Source organism: Actinobaculum sp. 352 (assembly GCF_003957265.1).
Classification (GTDB): domain Bacteria; phylum Actinomycetota; class Actinomycetes; order Actinomycetales; family Actinomycetaceae; genus Asp313.
This window is the reverse complement of sequence record NZ_RQSN01000005.1, coordinates 140,224-152,886: the sequence shown is the minus strand read 5'-3', so window position 1 is coordinate 152,886 and position 12,663 is coordinate 140,224. Positions and strand designations below refer to the sequence as shown.

Sequence of the window (12,663 nt, the reverse complement as noted above, 5' to 3'; positions counted from 1 at the left end):
TCAGTCCTTGTCGGGGATTGCCATACCTTCACCAATAATAATGCTGGCAATATTGTGCACGGAGGTAGTGGAACGGATAGTCGGGTTCTTCGGCTTGGTCAGGTACTCTGAGTGTCCTTCGGACCCTTCGTAGCGGGTGCCGTCAGCATCGGTAGTAGCGTCGGTGCTGAAGTTCTCGAAGACGGGCACGCGATCCGGGTCGAGGCTGTACCAGCCCAGATCGGCAACCGCATCACCATCGGCTTCCCCGACGAAGGTATGCCCACCGATCATATTCAGCTCGGCATTCGAGATGGTTCCCACCCCGGGAGAACCGATAAAGATGGTGTTATCCGGAGCGGTGGTCTCCTGCGCGGCAAGACCCGCAGTCAGAGAACCAAACGAATGCCCCATATTCGTCAGATTGAAATCACCCGCAGCGTGCGTGGCTTCCAGGCCATCCAGGAAGACACTCAACCGCGGTGCGCCGTCATCGGCCATATTCGTGGTAAGAGGCGAGCGCACGGCCCCACGGGTGGGGAGGGGCAAAAGCTCATTCATATCCGGCGGCTCGTAATCCAACCACACCACACCAGCCGCTTCTTCGCTCGCACGAGCGGGATTACTTCTTAGTTGAACACTTGCTTCCCGCAGTACGGTGTTCATGTTCTGTACGTCGTATCCCCAGGAGGTTGGAGTGCCTGCCAGGTTCTCAAGAACATTGGAGGTCATACCCGGGGTGAAGGTGACAACATTCTCCGCGTGATCAATATCGCCCACACCGATAGCACCACGCATATGCTCCGAACTGCCGTTGAAATCATAGACCAGCAGACTATATTGCCCCGGCGGCGAGTCCCACAAAGCCTGCGGGCTCTCCATCGGGAAATGAGCCCGCAGCGCCTCGACAGTGAACACTTTATCAGCCGCCGCATGCCCGTCTGGCGCATACTTCTTCAGCGTCTCCCACAACTCGATAGCTCGCTCACGATCACGCGGGTTATCCTCCACATAATCACGAAGATCAAGTTCATCAACCACCGCTCGCAACGCTTCATAATCAGGATCACTCCACAGGCGGATCGTATTCGCCTTCGACCGGCAATCCAGTGGTATCCCGTCCAGATTGCCAATCCACTCCGGATGATTAAGACCGATCTCGCGTTGCTCGGCCGGTGTGAGCGCCGTCCACCAATCGTTGACCTCATGCGGAGTCCAACTTGGATCTGGTTTGCTAACTCCGGCCTGAATAATAGACGTATCCGCGCCCGTGGCAAGCTTCTCTGTCCCGGCTAGTTCCTCGTAGACTCCCTTGAGGACTTGTAACAGTTGCTCGGCGCGCTGCATTAACTGGTGGACTTGACTGCCAATTTCTTCTTGCGCGGTAGGGGTAATCTTCTCCAAGGTCACCGGCCCCGGATCCCACCAGCGCACAGGAATGCCCGATACCGTGCCATCCTCGTTGATCGTCACATCATAAGAAGCTGCCTCATCCTTGAGGGCATACGCATCCGAACAAATACTATCCACCTCCGCGGCAGCATCCCGGAAACGATTGGCAACCTTCTCATACAAGGTGACAATATCGGCAGCATCATCAGCCAGCGCGTTACGCGAGTGTATCTCCGCCGTCGCGAACGCACCCTCCAACTCACCATCAGAATTAATCGACTCCAACTGCTCACGCACGTAGTCATACTTAAGCGCCTTCGCATGCAACTCAGACGCAGCCTCCCGCAACAACCTGCCCTTCCACAACAACAAATCAGAAAACGATGCCACGGCCACAACCTCCAAACAACAACACGAACCAGAAACACGGACAACCGACACCCTACCCCAGAGAAATAGAACACACCACCACTTTGCCGAAACACACCCCAAGAAGGACGCAACCAAGTAACGGGCGGGACGCGATAGGTTGGCGCGTTGGCGCTGGGGGTGGACTCATATCCATCTTTCACGCCTGATTGGGCCAAGCCTCGACCAGTGCTCTATACGGCTTTCGCCGTCGTAGCAGTGCCCTGGCCGCCGCACAAGAGGCCTGGCGGTAGGGATCCGAGAGCGTAGCGATACTCCCCTGGCTGTCACCCCGTCCTGCAACAGGTGACCCGGTATCTAGCTAGCAACGTCATACTCCTATACTTGTCAAAATCCCGTCCAAACGATGGAAGACTTGATCAATCCCATGTAAAGACTGGCGGAATTCCGCGGATTTAGCGGCCTGACCAGACCGGCCACCTCTCCTTTGGACGCGATTTGGACATCTGCCGCCCCGGGCCGTCGCGCGCCTACCCTCCTGCACCACCGCAGGCAAGTACCGGAAAGCAGCGGCGGCCCCACGACCCTGCACCGCCACCAACGAGTACCCACTCGCCCCTTAGCAAACACGGGTGCCCCGGAACAAATGCTTCCGGGGCACCCGTTAGGTGTTGTACGGCAGGATCAGTACATGCCGCCCATGCCGCCCATGTCATCGCCACCGCCAGCGGCCGGGGCTGGAGGCTCCGGCTTGTCGGCGACAACGCTCTCGGTGGTCAGGAACAGTCCGGCAATGGATGCGGCGTTCTGCAGCGCGGAGCGGGTCACCTTGACCGGGTCCATGACGCCAGCAGCCAACAGATCCTCGTACTCGCCGGTGGCCGCGTTCAGGCCAGTACCCTTGGGCAGGGAACGCACCTTCTCCACGACGACGCCGCCCTCAAGGCCGGCGTTCACTGCGATCTGCTTGAGCGGAGCCTCAACTGCCGCTTTCACAATGGCCGCACCGGTCGCCTCGTCACCCTCAAAGTTGAGTCCGGCGAAGGCCTCGTCGGCAGCCTGCAGCAGCGCGACGCCGCCACCGGCAACAATGCCTTCCTCAACCGCAGCCTTGGCGTTACGCACAGCATCCTCAATACGGTGCTTGCGTTCCTTGAGCTCGACCTCGGTAGCGGCACCGGCCTTGATCACCGCCACGCCACCGGCCAACTTAGCCAAGCGCTCCTGCAGCTTCTCGGTGTCGTAATCGGAGGTGGAGTTCTCGATCTGCTGCTTGATCTGAGCCACACGGCCCGCGATCTGCTCGGCATCGCCAGCGCCATCAACGATGGTCGTCTCATCCTTGGTAAGCACGATCTTGCGGGCCTGGCCAAGGAGGTCGAGATCGGCGTTCTCCAGCTTGAGTCCAACGGTCTCCGAGATGACCTGACCACCGGTCAGAATGGCCATATCCTGCAGCATCTCCTTGCGGCGATCGCCAAAGCCCGGAGCCTTGACCGCAGCCGACTTGAAGGTGCCGCGAATCTTGTTCACGACCAGGGTGGCCAGGGCCTCGCCCTCGACATCCTCAGCGATGATGACAAGCGGCTTGCCGGTCTGCATGACCTTCTCCAGCAGCGGCAGCAGCTCCTTGACGTTGGAGATCTTGGAGTCCATGAGGAGGACGTACGGATCCTCGAGCACGGCTTCCTGGCGCTCGGCGTCGGTCACGAAGTACGGAGAGAGGAAGCCCTTGTCGAAGGACATGCCCTCTGTGAGCTCCAGCTCGAGGCCGAAGGTGTTGGACTCCTCGACGGTGATAACGCCTTCCTTGCCCGCCTTGGACATTGCCTCGGCGATGGCGGCTCCGATCTCGGTGTCACCTGCGGAAATAGCGGCGGTGGAAGCGATCTCTTCCTCCGTCTCAATTTCCTTAGCATCAGCGAGCAGACGCTCGGTAATGGCCTCAACCGCCTTATCGATGCCCTTCTTCAGAGCGATCGGGTTTGAGCCGGCCGCCACGTTACGCAGTCCTTCGTGCACGAGGGCCTGGGCAAGGACCGTAGCGGTGGTGGTGCCGTCACCTGCGACGTCGTCGGTCTTCTTGGCGACTTCCTTCACCAGCTCGGCGCCGATGCGCTCGTACGGATCCTCAAGGTCGATTTCCTTGGCAATGGAAACGCCGTCGTTGGTAATGGTCGGGGCGCCCCACTTCTTGTCGAGCACAACGTTGCGGCCCTTGGGTCCAAGGGTCACCTTAACGGTGTCGGCCAGAAGGTTCAGCCCGCGCTCCATGGAGCGACGAGCCTCCTCGTTGAAAGCAATGGTCTTTGCCATGCGATTAGTTCCTCCCACAGGGATGGTGGAATCCACCAGTCGATGCCCGCGACGGACGAGGTCGAGCACGCCGGTCACGTCCCGGCATGCCGTACCCCTCATCGACTGAGAGATTTTGTCACTCTCGTTCTTCGAGTGCTAAGTCGAGTTTGGCACTCTCGGCCCGAGAGTGCAAGACGAATCCACCCAGTGTGGCGTGAACGTCATTGAGGCGGAAAAATCCCCGCTATAACGCGATATTTACATTCCGCGGACAGCGAAAACTTGAGTAGCTGCGACTCAACTTAGTGCACCATGAAGACCTTGTTCCGGCAGATCAGTCAGCCACGGCGAGACCCGCAGCGCTAATGCAAGAGGGTCTGTTGCGCTGTCAAGCCGGGGTCGGTGGCGCTACCAGGAGATCCGCGATGCTCTCGCGCCAGGATCTACTACTAACTCAGATCCGCCCTAAGGACGACAACTATCTGATAGTCACCGGTCGCACTCGGCGCAAGAATCACGTTGTCCTCTGGTATGCCCAGAGTTGTTGCGACACTGGCTGCCGTTCCCTCATCACTTTCTGCCGCATAGAAGACGGTTGAAACTTCCGGCGTTGTACCGTCGTAGTTATCCACTTCCACATCGGTAAAGCCCTCCGCGACGAGGAGTTCCTGATTGCTTGCCGCGAATCCGCGAATACTTGCGCCGTTGAGCACAAGCACACTGGAATCAAGATCAACCGCTGGAAGCTCGGGGCCTGTCTCGACCGGCTCGGTGCTCTCTGCTGGGCCTTCTCCGGTAGTACCGCCACCATCCGTGGTTTCCGTTGCGTCCGACGCCGTCGCCGTGGTCGTGGCTTCTCGCGCAGGCCTGTCCGCACTAATCAGTTGGATAATCCCCCAACCAGCCAGTGGCGCAGCAATCAGAATTGCAACAAGAGCAATCCACCACCGTGTGTTCGAGCGTTGCGGGCGATGGGTGCCATGGACCTTACGGCTGGCCGCGATGGCGTCAAATTCGTCTTCGGGGTATTCCTGTGCCACAGCGCTAGCCTAGCGCGTCTTGGCCCTCTTTCGCTTGTTCCTGGCGCCACTGCGGTTCTTCCGCTTGGCGTAGATGCGGCGTCTCATTGCCGTGCCGCTCCCGCGCACGCCGTTCACGCAAGCGCAATAAACGCCGCACCAAGTCCGGTTCTTGCAAGAGAGACTGCGGCTTGTCCAACGCCCGATTCAAAATCAGGTAATACTGCGCGGAGGTCAGGCCTGTCTGTGCGATAAGTGCCGCTTTGTTGCCGCGCCGCCGCCACCAGGAACGCTCCACTTCCAGTACTTGTTGTTCCTGGGGGCTCAGCTCCCCTTCATGCAGTTCCTGGGAGCTCAGCTCCCCTTCGCGTTGTTCCTGGGGGCTCAGTTCCCCTTCGTACTGTTGGGCGGGCGGCGTTGGATCGGATGTGGGTCCGCCTTCTTCTACATCGTCTCCCGCACCGCTGGGCGCCCCTGCAACGTCGCGCATCGCCATCACCTCCCGGACTTCCTGCCTCACAGTTTCGCAGCCTCCGGCTGTATGCTACAGCCATGCAGCCTCTCTCCGAGATTATCGATCCAGGCTGGGCGAATGCCCTCGCGCCCGTGGAATCCACCATTCACTACATGGGTAATTTCCTCCGGGCGGAATTGCAAGAAGGACGCGGCTACCTGCCTGCCGGTAAGAATGTGCTGCGCGCTTTCACCTATCCTCTCGACCAGGTGAAGGTACTAATTGTGGGCCAGGATCCGTATCCAACCCCGGGGCACCCGGTGGGATTGAGCTTCTGTGTCGACCCGGCTGTACGGCCCATTCCCCGCTCGCTGGTTAATATTTTCACCGAGATGCACGACGATCTGGGCACATCCGTGCCATCCAATGGCGATCTCACCCCGTGGTGCGAGCAGGGCGTAATGCTCCTCAACCGTGTTTTGACCGTCCAACCCGGCAACCCCGGTTCACACCGTGGGAAAGGTTGGGAGAAGGTCACGGAACACGCGATCCGCTGCCTCGCCCAGCGGGATCGTCCGCTGGTGGCGATCCTGTGGGGGCGACCCGCCCAAGAGCTCCGCCCGCTGCTGGGAAGCACACCGGTCATCACCTCGCCGCATCCGTCCCCGCTCTCCGCTTCGCGTGGTTTCTTCGGGTCCAAGCCTTTCTCGCGCGCCAATGCCCTGCTGGTCGAGCAGGGCGCCAGCCCGGTGGATTGGCAGCTGCCCTGAGCGGTAGGCCACGTAAGGCTACCGGTTGCAGTGCTGCCCTGCCATACCGATAAGGTGCAATGCTGCCATACCGATCACACGAATACCCCCGCCACTGGTAGCCGTTGTCGGTGGCTCAGTTGCAGTGCTGCATAGCGATAACACGAATGCCCCTCCTCCAAGAGGCCGGGGCAGCTCCCGCTGCACACCATGCTTGATACAGAGTTTCCGCCCTTCTCTCAGGGGCCGGGGCGGCCTGCTTCCATATAGCTGAAACACGACGCGTAGGCCATTCGGCCGACCGTGCACTCGCTATGTTGCGTTACGCCGGCATCGTCGCATTATGTCGGCATCGTCGCGTTATGCCAGCATCGCTCTACAACTGGTACACCGTATCGGCCGCGGCCGCCAGATCGTCGTCGTGCGTAGCGATAACAACGCATGCACCCGCTGTGGCCGCATCCGTCAGCAAGTGGGTGACATTGCTCCGATTGTCCGCATCAAGCGACGCCGTCGGTTCATCCGCGAAGATATAGGAAGCTTTCTTGTAGAGCGCGCGTGCCACACCCGCCCGTTGCTTCTCACCGCCGGAGAGAACGGATACCGGGTCGGATTCACGCCCGGCGAGCCCGACCGTTTGCAGGATGTCCGTGAGGCGAGAGTTCGTGCGGGCTTTTGGCCGGAGGATACCCGATGCCCGCAAGGTCACGTTGTAGGCAAGGTTCTCTTCATCAATCAGACCGTAGTCCTGGTAGATGAACGCCGCCTCGCGCTGCCAGAAACGCAGCCGTGGCCGCTCGCCCCAGTGTGTGGAGTCCTGCCCATCAATCGTGATCGTACCTGCGCTTGGCCGCTGCAGCAGTCCGAGGCAGTTGAGAAGCGTGGTCTTCCCCGAGCCGGACGGGCCCACTAGCGCTGTCACCTGCCCCGCCTCGCAGGTGAGACTGATGCCGGAGAGAATCTCGTGCCCGGCGATTTTCATGCCGAGGTTCGACGCCGTTATGGTCATGTGTTTTCCTGTCGTTCGGGGTGTTGTCAGTCAATCATGTTGATAGGCAGTAGACGGGTCTCGACCCGCACCTCGCCTTCGGATAGTTGTCAGTTGGTGGTGCTGATAGGCGGTAGACGGGCTGGCGGTAACGCCCGCAGTGGAGCGGAGCCGTGGCCGCTCGCGGATGCGCGCTTTACGCTCGCCCGCGCAGCACGTCACGTTTGCCGGTGCAGTGAACGGCGGAAGGATTGCGCGGCAGTCGCTCGGAACGCGAACGCCGTGCCCGCGATATACAGCGGAAGGATTACGGCCATCACCAGCAGTGTCTGCGACGGAGGAAGTTCCAGCGCTCCCACTGCTACCGCTGCCGCAATTGCGGCGGCGACGACGATAAAGACGGTCTCCCCCGCGATGGAGCGGCGCGCGATACGCAGATATGAATCGCCCGCACTGTGCAGGGCGAAGATGCGGCGCTGGTTCCTTCCCGCCCAGGTCTGCGCCGCCTGGATCACCGCAATCGCGATGGCGAGCAGTGCCATCGCCGCCGCCAGCATGCCGAGCCGCGCCTGCTGCTCATATTCCTGAGCGGTTGTGAGGATCTGCTCAACGGCGCCGTCAACCGACATAACATCGACATCCATCCCCGATTCAGCGAGGAGTTGCCGGAGTTTATCCGCGTCGGTGAAGATCATCTGCCCGTTGATCATGAACGCGTCCAACATGGAGTTGTCGAAGAAGCTCATCGGCTCATCTACCACGATCACCAACGGGTTGCGCACCACCACGTTGTCTCCATTGCTGAGGACCTTGCCAATAACAGGTAGGGGTTCATCGCCCGCGTAGGTGAAGCAGGAGTACCCGCCCTGCGATGAGCCATCAGCCGTCCATAACTCGAAGCCGGCCTCGAGTTCCGCGCGCAACGCGGGTGGAATGGCATCGCTATCGCTTGGCACCAGTTCGCCGCGGCTACCCGTTTCACCTACGCCAATGCCCATAAGCTCCAGGAAACGCCGGTCCGTGACCACGACGTCGTCGAATCCGCTGGATTCCATGTTCTCGAGCGTGGTGAGCTCCCCGAGCGAGAAGGAAAGCGCCGCGATTCCCTCCGCTTGCGCCGCCTGAGCGAAAGGCGTCAGGCGCTGAAAATGTTCCCTCTCATAATCTAGGTCCAGGATGGCGTCTGTCAGCGAGACTGTGACCGCCGAATCCGCCTGCGCCCACCGTGCCGCCATGGTATGCGCATCTCGTGCATTCTGCGCATAGTCGAAGGCGAAGGGCACGATCGTCACGGCGAGCACAACCGCGACAGCCCGAGTGGCCAGGCTGAAGCGAGTGAAGGCAAGAACGGGAGGCTGACGGTTGGCCACGGTGGCCGCACGTGGACGGGTGGCCACGGAAACTGCCCCTGCCACCAGCATGACGAGCGCATCTGCAACGGCGAGTGCCGCCAGTGAAATACCGGCAAAGGTGGAGAGTTTGGTGGTTCCGTAGCCAACCGCAACGGCCACACAGCTCAAGGCCCAGGCGAGGAGCGACCATACGAGCACTATTCGCACCAGCAGCCAAATATCGCGGCCGTGTATGCGCCATGGCCGCACGCCGTTCATCAGCCGCAGTAAGCGTGAACGCATCCTCCCGGCAAACCATGCTGCCGCGACCGCCACTAAGAGGACGACAACGCCCATCACAGCGAATCCGGCGCCCGTTCCGCTCACATACGCTTCAACGAGGTCCCGCAGCGAGCGGAGCCCCGTCCACTCGATCTCCACTCCCGCCGATTCTGCCCAGTCCATGAGTTTGTCCACCGCTCCCGGTTCGGAGCTCATCATGTAATGACCGGTGAGGGGGCGGTCTCCGAGTTCAGAGCTGGCGATAAGGGAACCGCTGAGAGTACGGTCGAACCAGTCGACTTCCGTCTCACTCGCGGGCTTCCGCGTTCCAAACCAGATGAGATCGCGGCGTTCCGCATCCGATTCCATACCGGCGGACGCCTTAACGATGGTGGCTCCCGTGGAATCTGCTACATCGTTCAAGCCCGCAAGCAGTTCGGCCTTCGGAACCGAGGAGTTCGCGGTGTTCAGCGTAAACGACCGACTCGTACCGACGGGATATGAGAAGGAATCCTCACGCATAATAGCCACGGTGAGAATTGCGATGAATACCGCCATAGCCGCCGCGACGATACGCGCCACGATCCGTATCATGAAGATCCCTTCTGAGGTGACGAACTACTCGACTACTCGACACCGGATACCAACACTGCGTAGGCAGTGGAGCAAAACACTGGGTAGCGCGGTCTGCTGGCTGGGTTGACTGTCTTCCGACAGCCTACCCAGCCAGCAGGCTTAAATCAGCAAACCCGATAATGAAAACGGAAAGTCGTCCACGGAGCTTTGCGCTTCTCAGCAATAGACTTCTTACCTGCAGCGGTGTTAACCGAACGCGCTTCGACTACACCATTGCGAGTGATTGACGACCCATGACAGCGATTGACCGTGTAGTACGAGTACGCCACTGTCCTGCCGTTGCCATATTCTCAGGTGCCACCTTCCGCAGGATACTGAACCCCAGCCACAGCGGCTCCGCCAGCGCCAAGGGTCAATCCCAGAGTCAGAAGAGTTGAAGCAATCCGCTTCTTCATGATTCCGCCTAATTCGTTTGTAGATGTCTCTACCGGGCATGTTCAGACGCGCCACCGCACCGACAATGCTAGGTAAGTGTAATCTTACACATAGCCGGTAACGTGTCAAGTTCGCCATGTGGCCAAGGGCTCTCAGAAGCTCTTAAAGACCGATCGGTGAAAACCTCCGATAGCTGGGAATGCGCAAACTACCAGCGATACACAACAGAGTTGCGATCACAAAAGAGTTTGTAGACCGTAACCAGTGCATCGCACAAGACGACCAGGCAACTGTGGCACCTCAGCCAGACACCAAGTCCTATTGCCCCCGATGCCGGTGCACGCGGTAGCCCGCGCCAGGCACACCCTTGACACCGATCTGTAGCAGCGGCTGTTGCTGCGGTGGAGTGGAGATGAAACCGGTCACCGTATCGACGTCGTAGTCGAAGAGGAGCGGACTGAGCGGCGTTGACGGTCCAATCAGCACGCTATGGGCGTGCCGGGAGAGCTCCAGTAGGCGTGGTGCGGTTTTGTTCACGAAGGCGGAGCCGTTGGCCGCAGCCGTTGGCCGCAGCCGTTGGCCGCAGCGGAATACCACGAGTTGATCGCCGCCTGCCCCAGCGAGCATTCCGCGAGGTTCCACCCTCTGATCAAAGCGGCCACTTCGGGCAACGTCGCACCCACCAGCGCCTCCGGGTTCATGCGCCGTGGTCGAGACTCGGTGGCCAGCGCCCAAGCGATACCTGTGTTTCCGGCGGAGTTCGTCACCCGCACCCACTGTTTGCCCACATCCACATGCACAACGGTCAACTCGGCAGGAATCGCCGCTAGCAGTCCTTCGTAGAGGCTGGCAGGGGTCGGCATGGAAACGCTCCTCCACACTTAAAGTCAGGCCAGCCTTACCCTAACAGGTGCCGCAGGGGCATGTCACACGGCACCGCCAAGCTACCCGGTATTGGCCCCAGCTCCCCGAGCAGGTTGAGGCGCATTATCCACGGCATTACCGCGCAGACCCTCAGGTGATGCTAGGACCCCGCACGACTGTGCAGCTTACTTCCTGAACAGGTCGGTGATGCTAAAGGTCGTCCGCTTGTAAACGGCGTTTTTCACCGCGCGTTCTGGATCGCGTAGATAGCCCATCCCCTTCTTGCCGTAACCGGGGATGATCGCCCGCTTCACCTTTCGCTTCATTTTGCCGGTTGTCCGCGCCGCGATTGACTTCCTTGGACTCGGCTTGCGCATGCCATACTTCATGCCTCAACTGTAAGGCAGCTCCGCAGCAAGCTGAACCGTGTCGCACGACGAACCGTGTCGCACGACTCTCCGTGAAAAGCAGCAAAATCGCGCAATGGTGGAAGCACGGACTCCGTTGCGACTCTCCGCCCAACGGAACCCACGGAGCCACCTGCGAGACTCGAACTCGCGACCGTCCGCTTACAAGGCGGGTGCTCTACCAACTGAGCTAAGGTGGCCAATGAACGGTCCGCACGAAGCGGTCGTTCTCTCGTTGAAGCCCTTATATCTTGCCAGAAGTGCGACGCAGCGGCAAAGCGAAGAGCGAGCGGTGCGGCAACTGTATTGGTTCCCACACCGCCTCGCCCAGAAGAACTCTCCCGCTCATCATCGCCGTTCACGGGAGCTACTGCGGCTCTCCGCTTCCGCCCCAGGCAGTTTCGCGCCACTTGCAGACCGGATCTGCCAAGCTCGCCCGTCGGCACCGCTCCCGCCCATGCTACGAATCAGTATCCGCGACCGGATCGACTGGGCATCAGCGGGAACCGCTGCCCCACCTGCTGCAGAGTCGAACGCCTCAACTTTCCTCAGCCGTTGCCGTCGCTGTTGCTGACGCCGTCTGATATTCCTTGATCGCATCCGGCAGCGTCGGCCAGTTTTCCAACACATCGTCGTTAATCAGAACGGTTGGCGTGCTGGCTTTGCGATCCACCCGCAACTGTTGGGTCACCTGTGCAACATAATCGGCATAGAGTCCAGAATTCAGCGCATCCCCCAACTGAGAGACAAGCTCGTCGGATAGCCCCGCCTCTTTCGCCACATCAAGGATGTCTGATAACTGCGGCATCTGATTACCCTGCGCACTCAGATAGGGATTCGAGAGCTTGCTCCACATCAATGCGCGGTAGGCCAAGTAATGCTCCGGATCGTTCGCCGCGATGAAGTAGTCTGCCTGTGATCCCATGGATGCATACTCGTTGTCGCTATAGATATTGACGGGCACATAGGTCAATGTGATCTCGCCGTCTTTTGCCATTTCTTCGAGTTGGCTACCGAATCTCTCTTCCAACTGACCGCAGTAGTGACAGGCATAGTCGGTATAAATCGTCACCTCTGGCACACCCTTGTTCGAGGTGCCGGCAACAAGGTTCTTACCGACCGAAACACCGCCCCACTCGCCAACATTCTTCGGTGCTTGCTCCGTGATAACTCTACCCTTATGCGTGAATTTCGTAGAGTCCGCATCATCGGTCTTCTTCGAGGAGGTCATGATAATGTACACCGCCACCGCAACGAGCGCGACCACCAGCAGCGAAGCAACGATCAAGAAGATTCTGTTCCGGCGCGCACGCCGCGCCTCCTCCTGCCGGAGCTTCTCCGCCTGCTCGCGCGCCTCCCGGCGGCGTTGTTCTTTCGTCTTGCCCGCGTTCTTCGTGCCGGGCGTATTCCTTGATGCCACGTCATGATCCTAGGTAAGGTTGCGCCTTGCGGCAATTCTTACGTGCAGGTTACATCCTCTGTTGCCACGTCCACTGGAAACCGACCCTGAGAATCATTGA

General features: G+C 59.8%; 11 protein-coding genes and 1 tRNA gene. 1 reads left to right on the top strand and 11 read right to left on the bottom strand.

Annotated elements, in window-relative coordinates:
• From EKN07_RS06840 to EKN07_RS06825, 4 genes are all read right to left on the bottom strand, one after another.
• The gene (locus EKN07_RS06840) at nt 1–1,761 is read right to left on the bottom strand and encodes an alpha/beta hydrolase (RefSeq protein WP_126145986.1); all 1,761 of its coding nucleotides are present in this window, start codon (nt 1,759–1,761) and stop codon (nt 1–3) included.
• 663 nt (nt 1,762–2,424) lie between these two features.
• Entirely contained in the window at nt 2,425–4,056 is a 1,632-nt protein-coding gene (gene groL / locus EKN07_RS06835; protein WP_108714884.1) for a chaperonin GroEL, read from the bottom strand.
• 431 nt (nt 4,057–4,487) lie between these two features.
• The gene (locus EKN07_RS06830) at nt 4,488–5,078 is read right to left on the bottom strand and encodes a LytR C-terminal domain-containing protein (protein WP_126145985.1); all 591 of its coding nucleotides are present in this window, start codon (nt 5,076–5,078) and stop codon (nt 4,488–4,490) included.
• A gap of 4 nt (nt 5,079–5,082) precedes the next feature.
• Nucleotides 5,083–5,577 carry a DUF3263 domain-containing protein gene (locus EKN07_RS06825; protein WP_126145984.1) on the bottom strand — a complete coding sequence of 165 codons (495 nt, stop codon included), beginning with the start codon at nt 5,575–5,577 and terminating at the stop codon, nt 5,083–5,085.
• Nucleotides 5,578–5,609: 32 nt separating this feature from the next.
• Between EKN07_RS06825 and EKN07_RS06820 the strand changes: the two genes are divergently transcribed.
• Nucleotides 5,610–6,281 (top strand): uracil-DNA glycosylase, encoded by a 672-nt coding sequence (locus EKN07_RS06820; protein ID WP_108714881.1) that lies wholly within the window; start codon nt 5,610–5,612, stop codon nt 6,279–6,281.
• A gap of 355 nt (nt 6,282–6,636) precedes the next feature.
• Here the strand turns inward: EKN07_RS06820 and EKN07_RS06815 are convergent, their stop codons facing one another.
• The 7 genes from EKN07_RS06815 to EKN07_RS06785 form a co-directional block, all read right to left on the bottom strand.
• Nucleotides 6,637–7,269, bottom strand: coding sequence for an ATP-binding cassette domain-containing protein (locus EKN07_RS06815; RefSeq protein WP_108714880.1), 633 nt, complete (start codon nt 7,267–7,269; stop codon nt 6,637–6,639).
• 197 nt (nt 7,270–7,466) lie between these two features.
• Nucleotides 7,467–9,455 (bottom strand): hypothetical protein, encoded by a 1,989-nt coding sequence (locus tag EKN07_RS06810; protein ID WP_126145983.1) that lies wholly within the window; start codon nt 9,453–9,455, stop codon nt 7,467–7,469.
• 735 nt (nt 9,456–10,190) lie between these two features.
• A complete protein-coding gene (locus EKN07_RS12860) occupies nt 10,191–10,409 on the bottom strand; it encodes a DUF364 domain-containing protein (protein ID WP_206435692.1) in 219 nt (72 codons plus the stop codon).
• Nucleotides 10,406–10,735 carry a DUF4213 domain-containing protein gene (locus EKN07_RS12855; protein ID WP_206435691.1) on the bottom strand — a complete coding sequence of 110 codons (330 nt, stop codon included), beginning with the start codon at nt 10,733–10,735 and terminating at the stop codon, nt 10,406–10,408. Before EKN07_RS12855 ends, EKN07_RS12860 begins: the two co-directional genes overlap by 4 nt.
• Nucleotides 10,736–10,921: 186 nt before the next feature.
• On the bottom strand, nt 10,922–11,125 hold the full coding sequence (locus EKN07_RS06795) for a hypothetical protein (protein WP_126145982.1): 204 nt from the start codon (nt 11,123–11,125) through the stop codon (nt 10,922–10,924).
• Between the two features lie 145 nt (nt 11,126–11,270).
• Nucleotides 11,271–11,343, bottom strand: a tRNA-Thr gene (locus EKN07_RS06790).
• A 338-nt stretch (nt 11,344–11,681) separates the two neighbouring features.
• Entirely contained in the window at nt 11,682–12,563 is an 882-nt protein-coding gene (locus tag EKN07_RS06785; protein ID WP_126145981.1) for a thioredoxin domain-containing protein, read from the bottom strand.
• Nucleotides 12,564–12,663: the final 100 nt, after the last annotated feature.